General features: G+C 71.3%; 22 protein-coding genes and 1 riboswitch. Of the genes, 10 read left to right on the top strand and 12 right to left on the bottom strand.

Features of this window, described 5'->3' with window-relative positions; genetic code table 11:
* Positions 1-123 precede the first annotated feature (123 nt).
* The 4 genes from groL to thrC all read right to left on the bottom strand — a co-directional run bounded on the left by groL (position 124) and on the right by thrC (position 4,437).
* Positions 124-1,746: a chaperonin GroEL gene (gene groL, locus ACIPJI_RS15755; RefSeq protein WP_005315739.1), complete on the bottom strand. Its 1,623-nt coding sequence runs from the start codon at positions 1,744-1,746 to the stop codon at positions 124-126.
* Between the two features lie 413 nt (positions 1,747-2,159).
* Positions 2,160-2,363 carry a cold-shock protein gene (locus ACIPJI_RS15750; RefSeq protein WP_005315736.1) on the bottom strand — a complete coding sequence of 68 codons (204 nt, stop codon included), beginning with the start codon at positions 2,361-2,363 and terminating at the stop codon, positions 2,160-2,162.
* A gap of 435 nt (positions 2,364-2,798) precedes the next feature.
* On the bottom strand, positions 2,799-3,074 hold the full coding sequence (locus ACIPJI_RS15745) for a MoaD/ThiS family protein (protein ID WP_018847107.1): 276 nt from the start codon (positions 3,072-3,074) through the stop codon (positions 2,799-2,801).
* A gap of 49 nt (positions 3,075-3,123) precedes the next feature.
* Positions 3,124-4,437 (bottom strand): threonine synthase, encoded by a 1,314-nt coding sequence (gene thrC / locus ACIPJI_RS15740; protein WP_402246736.1) that lies wholly within the window; start codon positions 4,435-4,437, stop codon positions 3,124-3,126.
* Positions 4,438-4,454: 17 nt separating this feature from the next.
* A riboswitch (SAM riboswitch) is annotated at positions 4,455-4,582 on the bottom strand.
* 173 nt (positions 4,583-4,755) lie between these two features.
* Between thrC and ACIPJI_RS15735 the strand changes: the two genes are divergently transcribed.
* The 3 genes from ACIPJI_RS15735 to ACIPJI_RS15725 are packed head-to-tail and all read left to right on the top strand — an operon-like array spanning position 4,756 to position 7,763.
* On the top strand, positions 4,756-5,724 hold the full coding sequence (locus ACIPJI_RS15735; RefSeq protein WP_356618850.1) for a glucosyl-3-phosphoglycerate synthase: 969 nt from the start codon (positions 4,756-4,758) through the stop codon (positions 5,722-5,724).
* A gap of 38 nt (positions 5,725-5,762) precedes the next feature.
* Positions 5,763-6,248 (top strand): hypothetical protein, encoded by a 486-nt coding sequence (locus tag ACIPJI_RS15730; protein ID WP_402246734.1) that lies wholly within the window; start codon positions 5,763-5,765, stop codon positions 6,246-6,248.
* A gap of 57 nt (positions 6,249-6,305) precedes the next feature.
* Positions 6,306-7,763, top strand: coding sequence for a trehalose-6-phosphate synthase (locus ACIPJI_RS15725; RefSeq protein WP_402246732.1), 1,458 nt, complete (start codon positions 6,306-6,308; stop codon positions 7,761-7,763).
* Here ACIPJI_RS15725 and otsB read toward each other — a convergent pair.
* The 3 genes from otsB to ACIPJI_RS15710 all read right to left on the bottom strand — a co-directional run bounded on the left by otsB (position 7,760) and on the right by ACIPJI_RS15710 (position 10,196).
* Positions 7,760-8,614 (bottom strand): trehalose-phosphatase, encoded by an 855-nt coding sequence (gene otsB / locus ACIPJI_RS15720; RefSeq protein ID WP_402246730.1) that lies wholly within the window; start codon positions 8,612-8,614, stop codon positions 7,760-7,762. The genes ACIPJI_RS15725 and otsB overlap by 4 nt on opposite strands.
* A gap of 10 nt (positions 8,615-8,624) precedes the next feature.
* Positions 8,625-8,903: a DUF3263 domain-containing protein gene (locus tag ACIPJI_RS15715; RefSeq protein ID WP_159690515.1), complete on the bottom strand. Its 279-nt coding sequence runs from the start codon at positions 8,901-8,903 to the stop codon at positions 8,625-8,627.
* A gap of 66 nt (positions 8,904-8,969) precedes the next feature.
* Positions 8,970-10,196, bottom strand: a complete 1,227-nt coding sequence (locus tag ACIPJI_RS15710) for an extracellular solute-binding protein (protein ID WP_356618857.1) — start codon at positions 10,194-10,196, stop codon at positions 8,970-8,972.
* A 332-nt stretch (positions 10,197-10,528) separates the two neighbouring features.
* On the opposite strand from ACIPJI_RS15710, the gene ACIPJI_RS15705 reads away from it, so the two are divergent.
* From ACIPJI_RS15705 to ACIPJI_RS15695, 3 genes are all read left to right on the top strand, one after another.
* Positions 10,529-11,461 carry an ROK family protein gene (locus ACIPJI_RS15705; RefSeq protein ID WP_307707105.1) on the top strand — a complete coding sequence of 311 codons (933 nt, stop codon included), beginning with the start codon at positions 10,529-10,531 and terminating at the stop codon, positions 11,459-11,461.
* Positions 11,461-12,663: an N-acetylglucosamine-6-phosphate deacetylase gene (gene nagA / locus ACIPJI_RS15700; protein ID WP_402246728.1), complete on the top strand. Its 1,203-nt coding sequence runs from the start codon at positions 11,461-11,463 to the stop codon at positions 12,661-12,663. Before ACIPJI_RS15705 ends, nagA begins: the two co-directional genes overlap by 1 nt.
* A gap of 117 nt (positions 12,664-12,780) precedes the next feature.
* Positions 12,781-13,716, top strand: coding sequence for a 1-phosphofructokinase family hexose kinase (locus ACIPJI_RS15695; protein WP_402246726.1), 936 nt, complete (start codon positions 12,781-12,783; stop codon positions 13,714-13,716).
* Positions 13,717-13,829: 113 nt separating this feature from the next.
* Here the strand turns inward: ACIPJI_RS15695 and ACIPJI_RS15690 are convergent, their stop codons facing one another.
* Together ACIPJI_RS15690 and cdgB are read right to left on the bottom strand one after the other, a co-directional pair.
* On the bottom strand, positions 13,830-14,816 hold the full coding sequence (locus tag ACIPJI_RS15690) for a carbohydrate-binding protein (RefSeq protein WP_356618863.1): 987 nt from the start codon (positions 14,814-14,816) through the stop codon (positions 13,830-13,832).
* Positions 14,817-14,979: 163 nt separating this feature from the next.
* Positions 14,980-16,617 (bottom strand): diguanylate cyclase CdgB, encoded by a 1,638-nt coding sequence (cdgB, locus tag ACIPJI_RS15685; RefSeq protein WP_307707109.1) that lies wholly within the window; start codon positions 16,615-16,617, stop codon positions 14,980-14,982.
* 384 nt (positions 16,618-17,001) lie between these two features.
* Here cdgB and ACIPJI_RS15680 point away from each other — a divergent pair, with 384 nt between their 5' ends.
* The gene (locus ACIPJI_RS15680) at positions 17,002-17,502 is read left to right on the top strand and encodes a flavin reductase family protein (protein ID WP_356618866.1); all 501 of its coding nucleotides are present in this window, start codon (positions 17,002-17,004) and stop codon (positions 17,500-17,502) included.
* Positions 17,503-17,544: 42 nt separating this feature from the next.
* Here the strand turns inward: ACIPJI_RS15680 and arfB are convergent, their stop codons facing one another.
* Entirely contained in the window at positions 17,545-17,979 is a 435-nt protein-coding gene (gene arfB / locus ACIPJI_RS15675) for an alternative ribosome rescue aminoacyl-tRNA hydrolase ArfB (protein WP_307707111.1), read from the bottom strand.
* 207 nt (positions 17,980-18,186) lie between these two features.
* Here arfB and ACIPJI_RS15670 point away from each other — a divergent pair, with 207 nt between their 5' ends.
* Complete coding sequence (locus tag ACIPJI_RS15670; protein ID WP_307707112.1) at positions 18,187-18,762, top strand: TerD family protein; 576 nt, start codon at positions 18,187-18,189, stop codon at positions 18,760-18,762.
* Positions 18,763-18,823: 61 nt separating this feature from the next.
* Here ACIPJI_RS15670 and ACIPJI_RS15665 read toward each other — a convergent pair whose 3' ends face one another.
* Both ACIPJI_RS15665 and ACIPJI_RS15660 read right to left on the bottom strand, forming a co-directional pair.
* Complete coding sequence (locus ACIPJI_RS15665; protein ID WP_356618869.1) at positions 18,824-20,230, bottom strand: M1 family metallopeptidase; 1,407 nt, start codon at positions 20,228-20,230, stop codon at positions 18,824-18,826.
* Positions 20,231-20,298: 68 nt separating this feature from the next.
* Positions 20,299-20,838 (bottom strand): heme-binding protein, encoded by a 540-nt coding sequence (locus ACIPJI_RS15660; RefSeq protein WP_307707114.1) that lies wholly within the window; start codon positions 20,836-20,838, stop codon positions 20,299-20,301.
* A gap of 357 nt (positions 20,839-21,195) precedes the next feature.
* On the opposite strand from ACIPJI_RS15660, the gene ACIPJI_RS15655 reads away from it, so the two are divergent.
* Together ACIPJI_RS15655 and ACIPJI_RS15650 are read left to right on the top strand one after the other, a co-directional pair.
* Positions 21,196-22,329 carry a sensor histidine kinase gene (locus ACIPJI_RS15655; protein ID WP_307710404.1) on the top strand — a complete coding sequence of 378 codons (1,134 nt, stop codon included), beginning with the start codon at positions 21,196-21,198 and terminating at the stop codon, positions 22,327-22,329.
* Complete coding sequence (locus tag ACIPJI_RS15650; RefSeq protein ID WP_189468631.1) at positions 22,326-22,949, top strand: response regulator transcription factor; 624 nt, start codon at positions 22,326-22,328, stop codon at positions 22,947-22,949. The genes ACIPJI_RS15655 and ACIPJI_RS15650 overlap by 4 nt, the downstream gene beginning before the upstream one ends.
* The last annotated feature ends 330 nt before the right edge of the window (positions 22,950-23,279 follow it).

The following is a 23,279-nucleotide window of genomic DNA, read 5'->3' as shown; positions in this document are numbered from 1 at the left end:
GCAGGCACCCGCTCGCGGGCGGGCGTCCCGCCCGGTGCGCGCGGCCGGGAACGCCCGAGGGCGGCACCCCCGTGCAGGGGTGCCGCCCTCGGTGTGAAACCGGTCTGCCGATCCGCGAGCGGATCAGAAGTCCATGTCACCGCCCGGCATGCCGCCCGGAGCGGCCGCGGCGGCCTTCTCCGGCTTGTCGGCGATGACGGCCTCGGTGGTCAGGAACAGCGCCGCGATGGAGGCCGCGTTCTGCAGAGCAGAGCGGGTCACCTTCGCGGGGTCGATGATGCCCTCGGCGATCATGTCGACGTACTCACCGGTCGCGGCGTTCAGGCCGTGGCCGACGGGCAGGTTGCGCACCTTCTCGACGATGACGCCGCCCTCGAGACCACCGTTGACGGCGATCTGCTTGAGCGGGGCCTCCAGCGCGAGCTTCACGGCGTTGGCGCCGGTCGCCTCGTCGCCCTGGAGCTCGAGCTTCTCGAAGACCGAGGAGGCCTGGAGCAGGGCCACGCCACCACCGGCGACGATGCCCTCCTCGACGGCCGCCTTCGCGTTGCGAACGGCGTCCTCGATGCGGTGCTTGCGCTCCTTGAGCTCGACCTCGGTCGCGGCGCCGGCCTTGATGACGGCCACGCCGCCGGCCAGCTTCGCGAGGCGCTCCTGGAGCTTCTCGCGGTCGTAGTCCGAGTCGCTGTTCTCGATCTCGGCACGGATCTGGTTGACGCGACCCTGGACCTGGTCGCTGTCACCGGCACCGTCGACGATCGTGGTCTCGTCCTTGGTGATGACGACCTTGCGGGCGCGGCCCAGCAGGTCCAGGCCGGCGTTCTCGAGCTTGAGGCCGACCTCCTCGGAGATGACCGTGCCGCCCGTGAGGATGGCGATGTCGTTCAGCATGGCCTTGCGGCGGTCGCCGAAGCCCGGGGCCTTGACGGCGACGGACTTGAACGTGCCGCGGATCTTGTTGACGACCAGGGTCGACAGGGCCTCACCCTCGACGTCCTCGGCGATGATCAGCAGCGGCTTGCCGGACTGCATGACCTTCTCCAGCAGCGGAAGGAGGTCCTTCACGTTGCCGACCTTGGAGTTGACGATCAGGATGTACGGGTCGTCCAGGGACGCCTCCATACGCTCCATGTCGGTGGCGAAGTACGCCGAGATGTAGCCCTTGTCGAAGCGCATACCCTCGGTGAGCTCGAGCTCCAGACCGAAGGTCTGGGACTCCTCGACGGTGATGACGCCTTCCTTGCCGACCTTGTCCATGGCCTCGGCGATGAGCTCACCGATCTGGACGTCAGCGGCGGAGATGGAGGCGGTGGAGGCGATCTGCTCCTTGGTCTCCACGTCCTTGGCCTGCTCGAGCAGGGCACCGGAGACGGCCTCGACGGCCTTCTCGATGCCGCGCTTCAGGGCCATCGGGTTGGCGCCGGCGGCCACGTTGCGCAGGCCCTCACGGACGAGCGCCTGGGCGAGAACGGTCGCGGTGGTCGTACCGTCACCGGCGACGTCGTCCGTCTTCTTGGCGACTTCCTTGACCAGCTCTGCGCCGATCTTCTCGTACGGGTCCTCGAGCTCGATCTCCTTGGCGATGGAAACACCATCGTTGGTGATCGTGGGGGCGCCCCACTTCTTCTCGAGGACGACGTTGCGACCCTTGGGGCCAAGGGTGACCTTGACGGCGTCGGCGAGCTGGTTCATCCCGCGCTCGAGACCGCGCCGTGCCTCCTCGTCGAACGCGATGATCTTGGCCATGTGAAGTGGTCCTCCCGGACTGGGGTGGATTGCTTCGGATCGCATCCGGCGCCCGCGACGGACGGCCTGCGTGCCTTGTGGTTCCTTGCCCCACCCGGCTCGCGGGCCTCACCGACCCGATCCAAGTTCTGTCACTCTCACTGGGAGAGTGCTAACGCCAATGATTAGCACTCGACCCCTGAGAGTGCAAGCGCCTTCGAAGAAGGCTCCTTGAGGGGTGGCGGTCGGGCGACGGGTGAGCGCAAGCGCCTTCGAAGGATGCGGGCGGTCCGCGGCGGTGTCCGGACAGGTGTCCGGACACGCGTGAGCGGCGGTGCACCGGACACGCGTGAGGGGCCCGCTTCCCGGTGGCCGGGAGGCGAGCCCCTCATGCGTGAGTGCGTCGGTGGCCGAACGCGCCTGGATCAGTTGGATCAGACGGCGAGCTTGACCATGTCCGCCTGCGGACCCTTCTGGCCCTGCGAGATCTCGAATTCGACTCGCTGACCTTCTTCAAGGGTGCGGTAACCGTCCATCTGGATCGCGCTGTAGTGGACGAAAACATCCGCACCACCGTCGACCGCGATGAAGCCGTACCCCTTCTCCGCGTTGAACCACTTGACGGTGCCCTGAGCCATGCCTAACTCCCCTATTACTGGCCCTTGCGCAGGACCGCACTTCGCGGACCCGGGTCAGATCTCCACCCCAGCAGGAGGGGTGTGCGCCGGAACGCGTCGACCGCGGCTGAATGTATCTGCCCAACTGCCCTCTGCAACAGGTCAATCGGACGAGAAATCTGGGCAGGACCGAACGGCCGATCCGTGTCAATTCATGGAATTCCGGGGCAAGTCGGGCCCGGCAAATAACGCCTAAGTGGCAATTCGATCGCATGGTTTGGCCGCATTCTTGCGGAACTTGAAGGCATTCTCGAGCGGCCGGCGAAGGGGGCTTCCCAAACTCTACCGCGCTCAACCATGCAGAATTGCCCCCTCCGCTTCTCTCGCGGAGGGGGCAATTTCAGTAACTGCGGGTAAATCCCTGGGGAAAGCTTGACGTCCGCTCCCCCGCTACCGTCAGCCGCCGGCGACGGCGGGGATGATCGACACGCCCGCGCCGTCCGGCGTGGCCGTCTCCAGGCCCTGCTCGAAACGGACGTCGTCGTCGTTCACGTACACGTTGACGAACCGGCGCAGCTTGCCCTGGTCGTCCAGGACGCGGGCGGCGATGCCCGTGTGGTTCTTCTCCAGGTCCGCGATGACCTCGGCGAGGGTCGCGCCCTCCGCCGGGACCTCGGCCTGGCCGCCCGTGTACGTACGGAGGATGGTGGGGATGCGGACGTTGACGCTCATGTTCGTCACCTCTCGGCGGGGTACGGCGTGGCAGTGCGGAGCAAGGTTCTCAGTGGGCGGCCAGGCCCGCGTCGCGGAACGCGTCCAGGCTCGGGCGGATGACGGCGGTCGCCTGCGAGGTCTCCGCGACGGCGTCGAGGGTCTTGAGACCGTCGCCGGTGTTGAGCACGACGGTGGTGAGCGCCGGGTCGAGCAGGCCGGCCTCGATCAGCTTCTTCGTCACACCCACCGTCACGCCACCGGCCGTCTCGGCGAAGATGCCCTCGGTGCGGGCCAGCAGCTTGATCGCGTCGACGACCTGCTCGTCGTTGACGTCCTCGACGGCTCCGCCCGTGCGGCGCGCGATGTCCAGCACGTACGGACCGTCGGCCGGGTTGCCGATGGCGAGGGACTTGGCGATGGTGTTCGGCTTCTGGGGCCGCACGACGTCGTGGCCCGCCTTGAAGGCGGTCGACACCGGCGAACAGCCCTCGGCCTGGGCGCCGAAGATCTTGTACGGCTTGTCCTCGACGAGCCCGAGCTTGATCAGCTCCTGAAGACCCTTGTCGATCTTCGTGAGCTGGGAGCCGGAGGCGATCGGGACGACCAGCTGGTCCGGCAGCCGCCAGCCGAGCTGCTCGCAGATCTCGTACGCCAGGGTCTTGGAGCCCTCCGCGTAGTACGGGCGGAGGTTGACGTTGACGAAGCCCCAGCCCTCGCCCAGCGGGTCGCCGATGAGCTCGGAGCAGAAGCGGTTCACGTCGTCGTAGTTGCCCTCGATGCCGACGAGCTCGCCGCCGTAGACCGCGGCCATGACGACCTTGCCCTGCTCGAGGTCGTGCGGGATGAAGACGCAGGAGCGGAAACCGGCCCGCGCGGCGGCGGCGCCGACCGCGCCCGCGAGGTTGCCCGTGGAGGAGCAGGACAGGGTGGTGAAGCCGAAGGCGCGGGCGGCCTCGAGGGCCTGGGCGACGACCCGGTCCTTGAAGGAGTGCGTCGGGTTGCCGGAGTCGTCCTTGATGAACAGGCCGCCGGTGACGCCCAGTTCGCGGGCGAGGTTGTCGGCCTTGACCAGCTTGGTCCAGCCCGGGTTCAGGTTCGGCTTGTCGGCCACATCGGCCGGGACGGGCAGCAGCGGGGCATAGCGCCAGATGTTGGCCGGGCCCGCCTCGATCTGCTTCCGGAGCTCTTCGGGGCTGCCGCTCGGAAGGTCGTATGCGACTTCGAGCGGCCCGAAACACTCGGCGCAGGCGAAGATGGGACCGAGTTCGAAACGCTGTCCGCACTCGCGGCACGAAAGTGCGGCGGCGGGGCCGAGGTCCACGGAGGTGGACGCGGTGGCGGAGGTGCTGGTGCTGGTGCTTGCGACGGTCTGCGCAGCCATGATGGCGAGGCCCTTTCTCCTCATCTTCCTCGTGACGCACTTCGCCACGAGACGGAATTGGCACCTTCCCCACCGTGACCTCGCGGTCGGCAGGAGGGTTGCCGGGGCTTCAACGGGCCGTTCCCTCTGCCCCTCTGGATGAGCGGTATGGCTCCGGACGTGCGGTCCGGGCGTTTGTGTGCAGGGACCCCCCGAGATGCGAGGGTCCTTCGCGTTGCTCAAGACTGTAACCGAAGCCCCGGACGCTCGAGATAGTCGTCCGACCCGCGAGATGGATCACACGACCGACTGTCGATCGACTGTCAAGGGAGACGCGAAGTGCTCGATGAGGTGGCCCGCTGGCTGAGCCGGCGCTCCTGGTCCGCGTCCGACCGCTCCCTCGAGAGGCTGATGTCCGCCAAGGTCAGGCAGGGCACGACCGTCAGCGTGGTGCTCCCCGCGCTGAACGAGGAAGCGACGGTCGGAGAGATCGTCACGATCATCCGCCGGGAGCTGATGGAGAACACCCCGCTCGTCGACGAGCTGGTCGTCATCGACTCGGCCTCGACCGACCGCACGTCGGAGGTGGCCGCGGCCGCCGGGGCCCGGGTGGTGCACCGGGACGCGATCCTGCCCGGCCTGCCCGCGGTGGCCGGCAAGGGCGAGGTGCTGTGGCGGTCGCTGATGGCGACGGGGGGTGACATCGTCTGCTTCTGCGACGCGGACCTGCGCGACTTCTCCGCGGACTTCGTCTCCGGGATCGTCGGCCCGCTGCTGACCGAGCCCGACGTCCAGTTCGTCAAGGCCATGTACGACCGCCCGCTGGGCGGGGGCGCCGCGCCCGGCCCCGACGGCACACCGGCCCAGGGCGGCCGGGTGACCGAGCTGGTGGCCAGGCCGCTGCTGAACCTGCACTGGCCGCAGCTCGCCGGGTTCGTGCAGCCGCTGGGCGGCGAGTACGCGGCACGGCGCTCGCTGCTGGAGCGGCTGCGCTTCCCCGTCGGGTACGGCGTGGAGCTCGGCCTGCTGGTCGACTCGCTGAACCTGGTGGGCCTGGACGCGCTGGCCCAGGTCGACGTCGGCACCCGCAAGCACCGCCACCAGGACGGGCAGGCGCTCGGCAGAATGGCCGCGACGATCTATCGGACGGCCCAACTGAGGCTATCCCGCCCGCATTTGGTGCGCCCGTCGATCACGCAGTTCGAGCGCGTGGGGAACGGGTTCGTGCCGCGGACGCACCCGGTGGACACGGAGGAGCGCCCGCCGATGCTCGAGATCGGTGAGTACGCGGCGCGTCGCGCCGCATAAGCAGGACCCGCCGGTCATTTTGCCTACATTTCCCATGTATGGGACTTATGGGATTTCTTGTTCTGTCGTTTCCCGGATCTCCGGGCAGTCGCGGCAGGCACCGCAAGGAGACGCCCACCGGCGGCACGGAACGGCTGAAGGGGCTCCTCGGCACCTTGGCGGTCACCGCCGCCGCGGCGTTCGGACCGGCCGTCCCCGCGGTGGCGGCGCCGACCGGGCCGGCGGCGCCGGGAACGCTCCCCGGTGAGCTGCCGGCGCACCGGACCGCCCCGGACGCCGCCGAGCAGCGGACGGACGGCCACCCCGAGGACGCGCCCGCCGCTGCCTCGGCCGCCGGCGGCCCGGAGGGGGCCGCCGGCGGGGCCGAGGGCCTTAAGGGCGGGGAACCGGTCCGTCAGGTGGAGATGGCCCGCACCGGCGGCACCGCGGAGCAGCTGTGGCTGCTGGGCGGCGTCGCGCTGAGCCTGACGGCGGCCGGCATCGTCGCCGTGGCCGCCACCCGCGGCCGCCGCCGCGACCACTGACCTGCGCGAGGCCGTACGCACGTTTGAGCTTTTGCGGTACGGGCTAGATTTCGGCACATGGTCTCCGACGCAGCCCAGATCCTCGTCGCGTCCAACCGCGGCCCTGTCTCCTACGAGCTGAACGAGGACGGAGAGCTCGACGCCCGCCGCGGCGGTGGAGGACTCGTCTCCGGCCTGTCGGCCATCGGCTCGGACGCGCAGTCGCTGTGGGTGTGCGCGGCCCTCGGCGACGGCGACCGCGAAGCGGTCCGGCGCGGGGTCGGCGAACCCGGTGTACGGATGCTCGACATCGACGCCCGCGTCCACGCCGACGCGTACAACGGCATCGCGAACTCCGTGCTGTGGTTCGTCCACCACATGCTGTACCAGACGCCCCTCGAGCCCGCCTTCGGCCGGGAGTTCCGGCGCCAGTGGGGCGCCTACCGGCTCTACAACCGGGCCTTCGCGGAGGCGCTCGCCGCGGAGGCGGCCGACGACGCCGTGGTTCTCGTGCAGGACTACCACCTGGCCCTGGTGCCGGGAATGCTCCGCGAACTCCGCCCCGACCTGCGGATCGGCCACTTCTCGCACACCCCGTGGGCGCCCCCGGAGTACTTCGCGATGCTGCCCGGCGACATCGCGGAGGAACTGCTGCTCGGCATGCTCGGCGCCGACCGGCTCGGGTTCCTGACCAAGCGGTGGCTGCGGGCGTTCCAGAGCTGCGCCGCCGCCGTCCTCGCGCCGTACGACGGGACGTCGCTGTGGCCGAAGGACAACGAACCGAGCTTCGAGTTCCGGATCCCCGGCCGCGGCCGCCACCGGACCCGCCTCGGGGTCCACGGGCTGGGAGCCGACGCCGACTTCCTGCGTGAGCGGGCCGGGCGCCCCGACGTCGACGAGCGGATGGCCGCCCTGCGGAAGCAGGCCGGCGAAGGCCGCCGGACGATCGTGCGCGTCGACCGCACGGAACTGTCCAAGAACATCCTGCGCGGCCTGCAGGCCTACCAGGAGTTGCTGGAGGAGCACCCCGAGTGGCACGAACGCGTCGTGCACATCGCGCTCGCCTACCCCTCACGCCAGGACCTCGAGGTCTACCGCCACTACACGGCGGAGGTCTCCCGGCTCGCCGACGAGATCAACGCCCGGTACGGCACGGCCGACTGGACTCCGGTCGTCGTGCACGTCAAGGACGACTTCGCCCGCTCGCTCGCCGCGTACCGGATGGCCGACGTGGCCCTGGTCAACCCGATCAGGGACGGCATGAACCTGGTCGCCAAGGAGGTGCCCGTCGTCACCGACCTCGGCTGCGCCCTGGTCCTCTCACGCGAGGCCGGCGCCCACGAGGAGCTCGGTGACGACGCGATCACCGTCAACCCGTACGACGTCAGCGGCACGGCGGCGGCGCTCCACGAGGCGCTGACCATGTCCGCCGACGAGCGGGCCGAGCGCTCGAAGCGCCTGGCGGCGGCAGCGACCGCGCTGCCGCCGCGGCAGTGGTTCCTCGACCAGCTCCAGGCGCTGCGCGAGGAAGGTTAGACGCGCAGGGCGAGGGCTGCCAGGAAGTCCGCCAGCTGCGCCGGCCCCGGGAGCACCAGGTCGGCGCGGTCGGCCAGTTCGGGGACCTCGTTGCCGCTGCACAGCAGCAGGCCGGGCACACCGTCGGAGCGCAGCTTCTCGACGGCGCCGTAGGCGGCGAGGTCGCCCAGGTCGTCGCCCGCGTACAGCACGGACCCGGCGCCCACCTCGCGCACGTACTCGGACAGCGCGACGCCCTTGTCGACGCCCGGCGGGCGCAGCTCCAGGACCATACGTCCCGGCTCCACGATCAGGCCGTGCCGGGAGGCGAGCTCGGCAAGCGGCTCACGCAGGGCCTCGAAGGCGGCCTGCGGGTCCTCGGCGCGGCGGGTGTGCACCGCGACGGCGCGGCCCTTCTCCTCGATCCAGGTGCCCTGCCAGGCGCCGATCCGGTCGAGGAAGCCGGGGAGCTCGGCCCGCACGGCCGCGACCCCCGGGTCGGGGGCCGGAGCGCGTACGGTCCCGGTGACCGCGTCCCAGCGCTCCGCGCCGTAGTGGCCGAGGACGACGAGGCGGTCCAGACCGGTGACACCGGAGAAGCCGCCGTAGCGGACGGCGACCCCGGCCGGGCGGCCGGTGATCACCGCGACCGACGCCACCTTCGGCGCGAGCGCGGCCAGCGCGGGGACGGCGCGCTCATGGGCGCGGGCCTGTTCGGGGTCGGGCACGATCTCGGCGAGCGTGCCGTCGAAGTCGAGTGCGATCACGGCCTGCCCTGGCCGTTCGAGGAGTGCCGCGAGGCCTTCACGACCTGCGGGGGTGGACGGCGTCGGCATGGAGTCTGCGGCTTCTGCATACGGTGAGCTGCCCATGCCTTCGACCCTAGCGGCGACTTCTCCTCGCGTCCCTCACACGGCGAAGCCGGTTGACGGTGACCGGGTCGTGGGCGAGGGCACGCGCGTCATCGAGCAGGGCGTTGAGCAGTTGGTAGTAGCGGACCGGGGAGATGCCGAGCTGCTCCCTGACGGCCCGCTCCTTGACGCCGGGGCCCGGCCAGGAACGGCGTTCCATGGCCAGGACGGCCCGGTCCCGCTCGGAGAGCTCCTGGGCGCCGGGCCGGTCGCCGGCCTCCTGCTCCTCAGGCGCCTGGTCGTCGGTCATACGATCCAACATATCGGTGCCCACCGACGCCCGGACCGCCCTGTGGACGACGCCCGGCGCACGGAGTCACTCCGCGCTCTCGGCCGCCCTGGCGTCCTGGGAGATCCGGTCCAGCGTGCGGGCGGGGCTGCCGCCCGGTCCCACGGCGTCGCCGATGTTCTTCTTGATGTTCTCGCTGGCCGAGGCCCACGACGTCTTGCCCACCGGCGGCAGCACGGAACCCGGCAGCACCTCCAGGAACTCCTTGAGGTCCGCGTGCTCCGGGTCCTTCTTCATCTCCTCCTGGGCGGAGACCGTCACGGGCAGCAGATCGTTCTGCCCGGCGAACTCCAGGACGTTCTCGTCCGTGAAGAGGAAGTCCAGGAACTTGCCGATCTCCGTGCGGTGACCGTTCTGCTTGAAGCCCATGATCCAGTCGGCGACGCCCATCGTCGTGTCGGCGGGACCGCTCCTGCCCGGGAGCGCGACCTTGCCCACGTCGATGCCCGCCTTCTCCGCGGCTTGGAGCAGCGAGGGGTGGCCGTTGAGCATGCCGACATCGCCCCGGGTGAACGCGGCGAAGGCGTCCTTGCGGTTGAGCTTGCCGGGGGCGACCGGGCCGGTGAGCTTCTCGTCGACCAGGTTCTCCTTCAGCCACTCGAAGGTGTCGATGTTCTGCGGGGAGTCGATCGCGTACCTGCCGAGCTCGTCGGTGTAACCGCCACCGCCACTGAGCAGCCACATCATCGTCTCCGCCTGGGCCTCCTCGGGGCCGAGCGGCAGCGCGAAGGGGTAGTCGACGTCGGTGTTCTGCTTGAGCAGCTCCGCGTCCTCCTTCAGCTCCTTCCACGTCCCGGGGGCGCCGTCGATCCCGGCATCCTCGAAGAGTTCCTTGTTGTAGAAGAGCAGCCGGGTGGAGGCGACGAACGGCAGTCCGTACTGGGTGCGCTTCATCTCGCCCGCGTCGGTGAGCGGAGGAAGGAAGTTGGACTGGACGGGGATGGAGAGCATCTGGTCGGCGGAGTACAGCTTGTCCGCCGCGGCATAGTCGGCGTAGGCGCCTATCTGCGCGATGTCGGGGGCCTTGCCCGCCTTGACCATCTCGGCGACCTTGCGGTCCACGTCGTTCCAGGACTCGATCTGGACGTCGACCTTGATGCCGGGGTTCTCCGCCTCGAAGGCGGCCGTCAGATCGGCCCAGTACTTCTTGCTGCTCTCACCGCCGGCGACGTCGTAGTCGGCGGCCACCAGTTTGAGGGTGACACCGTCCCCGGAACCGCTGGAGCTGCCGCAGCCCGCGAGCGAAACCGTCATTCCGAGTGCGGCGACAGCCGCTGTCAGACCCAAGAAGCGCCGCTGCACAGCTCTTCCCCACCCTCTGCTACCTAGTACGTGTTCCGTTTGTCCCAGTCGGTCCCCCCGCGACGTCCTGTGAGATGAGGAGCGATCTTTCCCCATCCGGCGTACAAGGTCTACACCACTGCGGTCTCACTTTCACAACGCCTGCACGGCCCCGCGCGGGGTACGCCGCGCGCGGGGAGCGCCCGTGGCGGGCCCCGCGCCCTCCCCGCCCGGTTTGTATGGCGTGGCAACAATCTCGGCGAGTGGACTAGACCTTTACCCGTTCCACGCGCCAGACTGTTCCCGTGAGACACGTCATCGCCCTCGATGTGGGCGGCACCGGTATGAAGGCTGCCCTGGTCGGGGCGGACGGCACGCTCCTGCACGAGGCACGGCGGCCCACCGGGCGCGAGCGCGGGCCCGACGCCGTCGTGGAGTCGATCCTCGGCTTCGCCGCCGATCTCCGCGCCCACGGCCAGGAGCACCTGGGGCAGGCCGCCGAGGCCGCCGGTGTCGCCGTGCCCGGCATCGTCGACGCAGAGCACGGCATCGCCGTCTACGCCGCCAACCTCGGCTGGCGCGACGTCCCCCTGCGGGAGTTGCTGAGCCGCAGACTCGACGGCGTCCCGGTGGCGCTCGGGCACGACGTCCGCACCGGCGGCCTCGCGGAGGGCCGGATCGGCGCCGGCCGAGGCACCGACCGGTTCCTGTTCGTCCCGCTCGGCACCGGCATCGCGGGCGCCATCGGCATCGCCGGCACCATCGAGGCCGGCGCCCACGGCTGCGCCGGCGAGATCGGCCACATCGTCGTACGGCCCGGCGGCCCCGCCTGCGGATGCGGGCAGCGCGGCTGTCTGGAGACACTGGCCTCCGCCGCCGCGGTCACCCGCGCCTGGTCCGCCGCCGGCGGCGACCCCACGGCCGACGCCGCCGACTGCGCCAGGGCGGTCGAGGCGGGCGACAAGGCGGCGACCCGAGTGTGGCAGGAGGCGGTCGACGCACTCGCCGACGGCCTCGTCACCGCACTCACCCTGCTGGACCCCCGCACGCTGATCATCGGTGGCGGCCTCGCCGAGGCCGGGGAAACCTTGTTCTCACCCCTTCGGGCGGCCGTAGAGGAACGCGTGACGTTCCAGAAGCTGCCCACGATCGTCCCGGCGGCCCTCGGGGACACCGCCGGATGCCTGGGCGCAGGGCTGCTCGCCTGGGATCTACTCGCCACGGAGGTATCCGCCTGATGGCCGCCAGCGCCGCTCGCGCCACGAGCACGGTCCACGCCGGGAGCCCGCACCACCCGCCGAGCACTGTCCTGGCCGGTGCCCGGGTGGTGCTGCCGACCGGGACCGTCGACAACGGACGCGTCGTCGTCGAGGGCACGAAGATCGTCACGGAAGCCTCCGCCACCGAGGCTCACGTCCACGACCTGTCCGGCCACTGGGTGGTCCCCGGCTTCGTCGACATCCACAACCACGGCGGCGGCGGAGCCTCCTTCACCTCCGGCACCGCCGAGGACGTCCTGCGCGGCGTCATGACGCACCGGCGGCACGGCACCACCACACTGGTCGCCTCCACCGTCACCGGCGACATGGACTTCCTCGCCCACCGGGCCGGCTTCCTGTCCGAGCTGGTCGAGCAGGGCGACCTCGCGGGCATCCACTTCGAGGGGCCGTTCATCTCCCCGTGCCGCAAGGGCGCCCACAGCGAGGAGCTGCTGCGCGACCCCGACCCGGCCGAGGTCCGCAAGCTGATCGACGCCGCCCGCGGCACCGCGAAGATGGTCACCCTCGCCACCGAACTGCCCGGCGGCATCGACTCCGTACGGCTGCTCGCCGAGCACGGCGTGATCGCCGCGATCGGCCACACCGACGCGACGTACGAGCAGACCCGCGAGGCCATCGACGCCGGCGCCACCGTCGCCACCCACCTGTTCAACGCGATGCCGGCGCTCGGCCACCGGGCCCCCGGCCCGATCGCGGCGCTGCTCGAGGACGAGCGGATCACCGTCGAGCTGATCAACGACGGCACCCATCTCCATCCGGCCGCGCTCGAGCTGGCCTTCCGCAGCGCCGGCGCCGGCCGGGTCGCGTTCATCACGGACGCCATGGACGCCGCTGGATTCGGCGACGGCCGCTACCAGCTGGGCCCCCTCGAGGTCGAGGTCAAGGACGGTGTGGCGCGGCTCGTGGAGGGTCATTCGATCGCGGGCTCCACGCTCACCCTGGACACCGCCTTCAAGCGGGCCGTCACCGTCGACCGCATCCCGGTGGAGGACGTCGTCGCGGCGATCTCCGCCAATCCGGCGAAGCTGCTCGGCGCGTACGACAGGGTCGGCTCGCTCGACCCCGGCAAGGACGCGGACCTGGTGGTCCTCGACGCCGACTTCGCCCTCAAGGGCGTGATGCGTCGCGGCGAATGGGTCGTCCGCCCCGCAGCGGGCTGACGGCGCGGCACCTCGCGGCAGGCGGTTGGCCACCAGGTCTTGGGCCAACCGCCTTCCGTTTGGCATGATCAGAACCCGTACGAGCACGGCAAGCGCGTTCTTCGGGGGTGTCCACGGGTGATCCTTACGGTCACGCTCAACGCCGCCCTCGACATCACCTACAGGGTGGCCGCCCTCACCCCGCACGCCACCCACCGCGTCGGCGATGTCGTGGAGCGCCCCGGCGGCAAGGGCATCAACGTCGCCCGTGTACTCACGGTTCTCGGCCACGAGAGCGTCGTCACCGGCTTCGCGGGCGGAGCCACCGGGGCCGTACTGCGCGGGATGCTCGCCCCGCTCGCGCCGCACGACGCGCTCGTCGAGATCGCCGGCACCACCCGCCGCACCATCGCCGTCACCGACGGCGCGAGCGGCGACACCACGCAGCTGAACGAGCCCGGACCGACGGTCCTGCCCGAGGAGTGGGCCGCCTTCCTCTCCTCGTACGACTCCCTCCTGCGCGAGGCCGACGCGGTCGCGCTGTGCGGCAGCCTGCCGCCGGGCATCCATGTCGGCGCCTACGCCGAGCTGGTGCGCCGGGCGCGCGCCGCGGAGGTGCCCGTACTCCTCGACACCAGCGGCGAACCGCTGCGCCGAGGCATCGCCGCACGCCCCGATCTCGTCAAGCCCAACGCCGACGAGCTGGCGCAGCTCACCGGCTCGAGGGAACCGCTCCGCGCGACCCGCGACGCCCGCCGCCGCGGCGCGCACACCGTGGTCGCCTCGCTGGGCCCGGACGGTCTGCTCGCCGCCACACCGGACGGCACCTGGCAGGCCGTTCCGCCGGAGCCGGTGAAGGGCAACCCGACGGGCGCGGGTGACTCGGCGGTCGCCGGCCTGCTCTCCGGACTGGTCGAGGGACTCCCCTGGCCGGAACGGCTTTCCCGGGCGGTGGCCCTCTCCACGGCGACCGTGCTGGCCCCCGCGGCGGGCGAGTTCGACGCGGCCGCGTACGAGCAGCTGCTGCCGAGGGTCACCGTCGTCGAGCACACCCCGGCCGCACCCGGGAAGTGACGGCGCCGGAGCCGGACCTGAAACGCCTCGTCCCGGCTCGCGCGGGGCGCGGCCGGGACGATGACGGGTGACACGTACGGGCTACGGCCGCCGTGCGGACGCAGGGCCCGCGGTCAGCTCTTGGTCTGACCGGCCTCCAGCCAGACCTGGTCGAGATAGGCCTCGCACTGGTTCCCCTGCTCGCAGGAGATCTTGAGGTCGTTCTTGCCCTTCTCGAGGTTCACGAAGGCGTAGGTGTTGGTCCAGCCCTTCTCCCAGTCGCCCTCCGCGGCCTTCGCGAAGTTCGACATGTTGAGCTCGCGGGGCTGCCCGCCGTTGATCGTCAGGGAGGTCTTGGCGTCCTTGCCGGGCACGCTGTACGTGATGTACATCGTGTAGGCGCCGGCCTCCGGGACGTCCACCGACCAGCCGGCCGAACCGCCGACACCGTTGAACATCACGTACGCGCCGTCCGCGCCCTTCGCGCCGGGCACGTCCTTGGCGAGGGCCGCGGGCGGCCCCAGCGTCAGCGTCGCCGCGTCCTGCTTGGGCAGCTCGACGGGCTCCGGCTCCTTCTCGGACGGCGACGGCTTCTCCTGGACGGTCTCGCCCGCGGACGGGGTGGTGCCTCCGCCGCCCTGGCCCGCCGTGTCGTCCTTGTCGCCGTTGCTGGTCATCAGCGCCGCGGCGATGCCGATCACCACGACCGCGACGACCGCGATCGCGCCGATCAGCAGGCCCTTGGTGTTGGGGCCACCGCCGCGTCCGCCGCCGTGACCGCCCTGGCCGTGGCCGCCGGGCTGCGCCGGGACCTGACGCGTCTGGGCGGAAGCCCCGGGGTACGTCTCCGGTGCGGCGTACGCGGCCGTCGGCTGCTGGCCGTAGCCGGGCTGCTGCCCGTACGCCTGCTGGTGCGGGACCTGCTGGCCGTACTGTCGCTCGCCGACCGTACGGACCTGGTTGTACGAGGTGCGGGGGACCCCGGGCTGCGCGGCCGGACCGGGGTAGCCGTAGCCGCCCTGGCGCGGCGGCGTGGCGCCTGCCTGCTGCCCGTCGGCGTACAGATAGCCGAACGGGTCGTCGTCCTCGGGCGTGCTCGCGCCGTTGTTCCCGGCCGTCATCCCAGTCACTCCTCACCATCTCGTCAGCACAACGCTGACGCGAGGCGAGCCTACCCGGTTCCACTCACCCCTTTGGGTGTCGTGGGCCTCATCCGGTGGGACCGGGGCCGGTCACCAGGCCGGGTGCGGTCGGGTGTGATAGGTCACCCGGCCCCGCGGGGGCTCAGCCGGCCCTGCGGTGGACCTTCGAACGGGACCGCTTCTCGATGTACATCCGCTGGTCCGCGGATTGCAGGACCTCCTCGACGGACATCCCGCAGCTCGCCCAGCCGATGCCGAAGCTGGCGCCCACCCGCACTCCGCGGCCACCCACCCGGATGGGCAGGATGATCGCGTTCCGCAGACGTACGGCGAGGTCGGCGGCGTCCGCCGCGCCGAGGCCGTCGGCGAGGACGACGAACTCGTCACCGCCGAGCCTGGCGACCGTGTCACCGTCCCGTACCCCGGTGGTGAGCCGGCGCGCGACCTCCACGAGAACCGCGTCACCGGTCTGGTGCCCGAAGCGGTCGTTGATCGACTTGAAACCGTCCAGGTCGCAGAAGAGGACCGCGAGCCCCTTGGCGCCGTCGTCGATCTCACTGTCGGGCGCCACCGTGTGGACGTGGTGGTCGTAGGGCCGGCCACCGACCGTGTCGAAGTCGAAGCCGTCGCTCCGGAAACCGCGGTCGGTCTCGTACGCGGCGTCGAGCGCCTCGATGTCCGTCGCGTACGTCGCGTGCGGCCGCTCGCACAGGCGCGAACTGAGCCGGGCGCGCAGCTCGGCGCTGTTGGGCAGGCCGGTGAGCGCGTCGTGCGAGGCGCGGTGGGCGAGCTGGAGCTCGTGGCGCTTGCGGTCCTCGATGTCCTCGACGTGGGTCAGGAGGAAGCGGGGCCCGTCCGCGGTGTCGGCGACGACCGAGTTCCGCAGCGACACCCATACATAGCTGCCGTCCCTGCGGCCCAGTCTGATCTCCGCGCGTCCGCCCTCGGCGGAGGTACGCAAAAGGGTGCCGACGTCCTCGGGGTGGACGAGGTCGGCGAAGGAGTAGCGGCGCATCGCGGAGGCGGGGCGGCCCAGCAGCCGGCACAGCGCGTCGTTGGTGCGCAGCAGGCGGCCGTGCTGGTCGCCGCCCATCTCGGCGATGGCCATGCCGCTGGGCGCGTACTCGAACGCCTGACGGAAGGATTCCTCGCTCGCGCGCAGTGCCTGCTGCTCGCGTTCGAGGCGGACCAGGGCGCGCTGCATGTTGGCTCGAAGTCGTGCGTTGCTGATGGCGATCGCGGCCTGGGAGGCGTACATCTGCAGCGCCTCCTGACCCCAGGGCCCTGGCCGGCGGCCGTTGCGCGGGCGGTCCACGGAGATCACGCCGAGCAGTTCACGCCCGCCGCCCGACGCGTACATCGGGGCGTAGAGACGGTCCTGCGGGTGCCACTCGTCGTCGAAGCGGGGCTCGGGGCCGTCGGTGTGCCACTGGGGCACGTCGTCCTCTATGAGGACCCAGCCCTCGGTGTGCGGGATGAAGCGCAGGTCGCCCCAGGCCTCACCCATGGACAGGCGGCGGTCCCAGGAAGTACGCGAGCCGACCCGGCCGGTGATCAGGGCCTCGGCCGCGGCGCTGCCGGCGAAGGCGGCGACGACGAGGTCACCGTCGGGGCGCACCAGGTTGACGCAGGCCAGTTCGTAGCCCAGCCCGGCGACGATTCCGTCGGCGACGGTCTGCAGGGTGTCGGCCAGGCTGCGGGCCGTGTTGAGGTCCGCGACGACCTGGTGCAGCTGCCGCAGGGTCGCAAGACGGACATAGGGCTCCGACTCGGTCTCCATCGCTCGCTCTCCCCGAGACCTCGACAGCAAACTCCAGGGCGTCTGATTGGCGTACTTGTAGCGGTATCCCGGCCACTGAATCACAGCGAGCAGCTCACCCGGTACACAGGGTCAACAAATACTGGCCTCTGTGACTCAAGTCACATCAGGTGATGAAGGGTCAGATGCTGATCCGCCGGACACACCGTAGCTTTCTTGAAATCAACTATTGAACGCAAAACCATCGGAACGTACCCATGGTTACTCATGGTGGTCGGCCTGCGGTCCTAGGACCCGGCTGGTCCCCGAGCCCGATGCGGCGGCGGAACGGCCGAGACTAGCGTTCCTCGTGTGTTGCAGACGACCCCCGCTCCGGCCGCTCCCGCCATCCCCCATCCTGAGGGGGTGAGCAATGAGGAATTCCGTGCCGCCATGTCCCGTCTGGCCGCCGGCGTGGTGCTGGTCACCGCGCGCGACGCCGACCACGGGCCGCGCGGCGAGGACGTCGGCATGACGGCGACAGCCTTCATGTCCGTCTCCCTCGACCCGCCGCTGGTGCTCGTCAGCCTGCGCAACGGCTCACGCATGGACGACCTGCTCGCGGAACAGCCGCTGTGGGGCGTCTCCGTCCTCACCGAGGGCCAGCGGCAGATCGCCGGCCGCTTCGCCATGAAGGGCCGGCTCAGCGACCGCCTGCTCTTCGACGATCTGCCCCATGAACGCGGCGAGATCTGCGGGTCGCCTCTGGTGAAGGGCGCGCTGGCGACCCTCGAGTGCCGTACGGAGCAGCGGGTGGAGGCAGGCGATCACACGCTGGTGATCGGTCAGGTCCTGAAGGTGGGCCTCTCCGACGTGGTCGCCGGGCCCCTGACGTACTTCCGGGGGCGGTACCGGCACCTCGGGTGAACGCGCCGAGGTACGCGCGCCGCCGGGTTCGAGAGGCCCTGGCTACCAGTCGCGGCCGGAGCGGCCCCGCTTGGTCTCCGCGCGCTGCTTCTTCTCCCGCAGCCGGCGCTCGTTGATGCCGCGCGGGATCTTCGTCGCCCGGCGGGGCCTGGGCGGCGGGGCGGTCGCCTCGGCCAGCAGGGACGCCAGCCGTACCGCCGCGGTCTCGCGGTTCCGCCACTGAGAGCGGTGCTCCGAGGCGCGTACGGCGATCACACCGCCCACCATCCGGCTTGCGAGCCGCTCCAGCGCGCGGTCCTTCCAGACCGGCGGCAGCGCCTCCGTCCTCGCGAGGTCGAAGCGGAGCTCCACCTGCGAGTCGCTGGTGTTGACGTGCTGGCCACCGGGCCCCGAGGACCGCGAGAAACGCCACATGAGCTCGGCCTCCGGCAGGGAGACGGAGCCGCGGATGATGTAGGGCCCGGACATGTCATCCATGGTCCCGCGCCCCGGACGCGCCCGTCACCCTCTTTTCTCCCGGCCGTTCGTCCACATCGCCGTCCGGCCCCGCGCCGGCCCCGCCCGGGAAGTGGGAACCGGACCTCGGCGGATGGAACCTGACAGTCCCCTGCCCGCGTTATGACCTGTGACGGTAGCTTCGGGAGGACCCGTAGCCCGCAGATTCGAAATGAAGGGGACTTCCCAATGGCAGTAAGCCTGTCCAAGGGCGGCAACGTCTCGCTCACCAAGGAGGCCCCGGGCCTGACCGCCGTCACGGTCGGCCTCGGCTGGGACGTCCGCACCACCACCGGCACGGACTTCGACCTCGACGCGTCCGCGATCGGTGTGAACAGCGCGGGCAAGGTCGCCTCCGACGCCCACTTCGTCTTCTTCAACAACAAGGCGACGCCGGACCAGACCATCGTCCACACCGGCGACAACCGCACCGGCGAGGGCGGCGGCGACGACGAGCAGATCAACGTCAACCTCGCGGGCCTGCCTGCCGACGTCGACAAGATCGTCTTCCCCGTCTCGATCTACGATGCCGTCTCCCGCAGCCAGAACTTCGGCCAGGTGCGCAACGCCTACATCCGCATCATCAACCAGGCCGGCGGCGCCGAGATCGCCCGCTACGACCTGAGCGAGGACGCCGCCGTCGAGACCGCCATGGTCTTCGGCGAGCTCTACCGCAACGGCGCGGAGTGGAAGTTCCGCGCGGTCGGCCAGGGTTACGCCTCCGGCCTCGAGGGCATCGCCCGCGACTTCGGCGTCAACCTCTGACCTGACGTCCTGACACGGTCGTTCGACAGGGCCCCGGCAGCGAGCCGGGGCCCTGTCGCGCTCACGGCCTCGGGGGTTTCTCGTCCCCGTACAGCCACACCTTCCACAGATCCGTCAGGTCCTTGCCCGACCTCGCCTCCGCATAGGCGGTGAAGTCCCCTGTGGACGCGTTGGCGTGACGGTACTTCCGCGCCCAACCGCGCACGATCTTGAAGAACACGTCGTCGCCGACGGCCTCACGGAGCTTGTGCAGCACCATCGCCCCCCGCCCGTAGACCGGCGCCGCGAAGATGTCCTCGGCGCGCGGAGGCACGGCCGGGGCGAAGGCCCAGTTCTCCCGGTCCGCGAACGCGTCCTCGAAGCTCTCGCGCACCGGGGTGTCCCCGGCCTCCGCCAGCCACATCCACTCGGCGTAGGTGGCGAAGCTCTCGCTCAGCCAGATGTCCCGCCAGGTCGCGGGCGTCACCGAGTTGCCGAACCACTGGTGGGCCAGCTCATGGACGAGGGTCTCCTCGTCGAACCGGTCCAGCGGGAGGACCGGCCGGCTCTGCGTCTCCAGCGCGTATCCGACCTCCCCCGCGGGCACGACGACCGCGCCCGCCGACGAGAACGGGTACGGCCCGAATTTCTCCGTCCCCCACTCGACGATCCGCGGGATCCTGCGCAGCAGCGCCGAACTCTTCTTGGCCGCCGCCGGATCGACGGCCGTCACCACGGGCAGGCCGGCCGCCGTGCGGGTGGTCGCCATACGGAAGTCGCCGACCGCGAGCAGGACCAGGAAGCTCGCCATCGGCTCCTCGGACCGCCAAGTGAAGGCGGTTCGGCCGCCCTTGGTGCGCTCACCGGTCGGCTCGCCGTTCGACACCGCCTCGTAGCCGTCGGGAACGGTGACGGTGATGTCGTACGCGGCCTTGTCCGCCGGGTGGTGGTTGCCGGGGAACCACGCCATGGAACCCACTGGTTCGCCGACCGCGAGGACGTCGCCGTCCGGAACCCGCAGCCAGCCCTCCTTGGAGCCGTCGGCGTCCGTGACCGTCTGCGGGACCCCGGAGTACCGGACGACGGTACGGAACTCGGCGCCCTTGTCGATGTCCCGGCGCGGACGCACCGTCAGTTCCGTACCGGCCCGGTTGACGGCGGCCTCCGCGCCGTCGACCGTCACACGCTCCACCGTCATCCCCCGCAGGTCGAGGTGGAAGGCGCTCAGATCCTGGGTGGCGAGTGCCGTGAGCTCCGCGGTGCCTCGGAGACGGCCGGTGCGGGGGTCGTAGCCGAGGGCGAGTCCGTAGTGCCGGACGTCGTAACCGCCGTTGCCGAGCCGGGGGAAGTACGGGTCACGGAGCCCCGCGGCGCCCGGCGTTCCCCGCACGCCCGCGCCACCGTCGCAGCCCGTGGCGGCGGCCGCGACCAGCAACAGGGCCAGGGCGGTACGCAGGAGGGCGGGGCGGCGGGAGACGTACGGATCCACTCCGAGATCCTAAGCAGGCGGCACCCCGGGACGGTCCTGAACAGGCCTGCCCCAGGACGCCCGCCCGGTCAGCGGCCGAGCGCGGCGGCGCCTGCCTGGGCGAACTTCTCGTCCAGCTCGCCGCTCGGCGCACCCGCCACGCCGATGCCGGCGACCGGAGCCCCCTTGACCTGCACCGGCACACCGCCGCCGAGGAACAGCGTCCCGGGGATGTCCTTCAGGTTCGGGGCCTGCTCCAGCCGCTTGACCAGCTCGGAGGTGGCAGCGTTCCAGGACACCGCGGTGTACGCCTTCTTCTCCGCCGACTCGTACGACTGCGGGCCCGCGCCGTCGCCGCGCAGGGTGACGATCGTGTTGCCGTTCCGGTCGACGACGGCGACGGTGACACGCTGGTTCTCCTGCTCCGCGGCGTCGAGAGCGGCCTGCGCGGCCCTGGTGGCCGCGTCGATCGTCAGGTGCGTGGACTGCTGAAGGCTGCGGGACGAGACGTCGGCGGTCACGGCGGCCTTGGACTCCGCGGCCGGGGCGGAGGCGTTCGCCGCCACGGCGCCGAACGTGCCGGCGGCGACAACGGCTGCGGTGGCGGCACCGATCAGGGTCTTCTTCATCCGGGTGGCTCCTTCATGAGGGCGGCTGTTCCGCCGTGGCTCTCGTTCTGCCATCGATCCTCCGGCCGTCCACGGCCCGCTACGGTCCACGCTCCGGCTGCGCCTGGCGCGCATGATGGACGACGGGCGTGTCAGCCGATCGGTTGATGCCCCCATGGGTCCGCCGGGCCACCATGAAGAAGCAGGCCCAGGTCAGAGGCCTGGGCGGTCGAGGAGACGACGGTGGACAAGGAGCAGGACAGGGGCGGCCCCCGAGCCCCCGAGCGGGTACGGCCCCGGGATCGGGACCGGTACGGCGAGCACGCGGGCGGGCAGCACGGCGAGCAGGATCCCGACGCCCGGTGGCTGGCCGGCGTGATGCACGCGGCGTTCTTCCTGCTGCTCGGCGCCTCGCTCGCCCGCTATCTGCTGCGCCACCCCTGGGAGTTCCGGTCCCCGTGGATCATCGGGCTCTCGGTGACCCTCGCCGTCCTCTACACGGTGGGCCCCGTGTTCGGCCCGCGCGCCACCCCCCGCCGGCTGATGTGGCTGGTCACCGTCGTGGCCGTCTGGGTGGTCCTCGTCCTCCTCGCCCCGAGCTTCGCCTGGTGCGCCGTGCCCCTCCTCTACACCGGGCTGCGCGCGCTGCCGACCCGCGCGGCGATCGCCCTGGTCGCCCTGCTCACGGTGTTCGTCGTCGCCGCGCAGTTGCAACTCGCGCAGGGCGGCTTCGACCCCAACCTGGTCATCGCGCCGCCCGCCGTGGCGGCCGTCGCCACGGCCGTCTTCGTCCATGCGGAGCGGCTCGCCGACCGCCGGCGGGCGCTCATCGACGACCTGGTCCGCACCCGCCGGGAACTCGCCGCCACCGAGCGCCGCGAGGGTACCCTCGCCGAACGGCAGCGGCTGTCCATGGAGATCCACGACACCCTCGCGCAGAGCCTGTCCAGTCAGCAGATGCTGCTCCAGGCCGCGGACCGCACCTGGGACAGCGATCCGTCCGCCGCCCGCGGCCATGTCCGGACCGCCGAGTCCATCGCGGAGCGCAGCCTCGCGGAGGCCCGCCGCTTCGTCCACGACCTGGCACCGGCGGACCTCGCCGAGGGCGGGAGCCTCCCCGAGGCGCTCCGGGCGCTCGCCGCCCGGGAGTCCACCGATGCCCTCCCCGTCCGCTTCCACCTCGACGGCCCGCCCGCGCCGCTGCCCGACCGGGTCCAGTCGGCGCTGCTGCGTATCGCCCAGGGCGCGCTGGCGAACGTACGGGAACACGCCGGTGCCACCGCCGCCACACTGACCCTCACGCTCATGGGCGACCAGGTCGTCCTCGACGTCGCGGACGACGGGCGCGGCTTCGACCCCGCCGCAGGCCGCTCCTCCCCCGGCGTGCGCGGACACGGCCTGCCCGCGATCAGGGCACGTGTCGAACAGCTCGGTGGCACCCTCACCGTCGAATCCGCACCCGGCGAGGGCACCGTGCTGTCCGCCGCGATCCCGTTGGAGGCCCGGCGATGACAGCCGTACGGATCCTGCTCTGCGACGACCACGCCGTCGTGCGCGCCGGACTGCTCGCGCTCCTCGGCAGCGAGCCCGACATCGACGTCGTCGGCGAGGCGGGCAGCGGCGAGGAGGCCGTGGCGATGGCCGCCAAGCTGAAGCCGGACGTCGTCCTGATGGACCTCCAGCTGGGCGCGGGCATCGACGGCGTCGAGGCCACCCGCCGTATCGCCTCGCCCGGCACCCATGTGCTGGTCCTGACCACGTACGACACGGACGCCGACATCACCCGGGCCATCGAGGCGGGGGCGACGGGCTACCTCCTCAAGGCAGAGCGCCCCGAGGAGTTGTTCGCGGCGATCCGCGCGGCCGCACAGGGCCGCACCGCGCTGTCGGCACCCGTGGCGAGCCGGGTCATGGACCGTATGCGCGGAGCCGCCGGTCCGTCGCTGACCGACCGGGAACGCGACATCCTCGGCCAGCTGGCACGCGGCCTCGGCAACCGCGAGATCGCCCGCGCCCTGTTCATCAGCGAGGCGACCGTGAAGACCCACCTGGGCCGTATCTACGCCAAGCTCGGCGTCGACACCCGGGCGGGCGCGGTGGCGGTGGCGAAGGAGCAGCGCCTGCTGCCGTGACGCTTGGCGTCGTACGTGGCTGCGACGGCGGCGGCTTCGACTGCTGCGGCGGTGGTGGCGTCGTCTGCGCCTGCGGGCCCCGGCGCCGCCGTCGTGCGCGTCTGCGCGCCGCCCTGCGGCGTCACGGCGCGGCCGCCCCGCGACGGCGGCGTTTGCTTCGGCGGTGGCGGTTGCGGCTACGGCTCCGGCTTCGGCTCCGGGTCTGCCTCCGGCTGCGGTCCGGGACCGGCTGCGGCTGCTGCCCGAGGCACACCCCGCCCGCGACTTGGCTGCCCCTGCGGGCGGCACGGCGGCCCGACGCGTCTGCGACCTGCGTCCGGGCCGTCTCCC

Source organism: Streptomyces sp. NPDC086835, from assembly GCF_044745705.1.
Classification (GTDB): Bacteria; Actinomycetota; Actinomycetes; order Streptomycetales; family Streptomycetaceae; genus Streptomyces.
The sequence above is the reverse complement of the archived record's forward strand: the minus strand, read 5'-3'. Positions and strand labels throughout refer to the sequence as shown.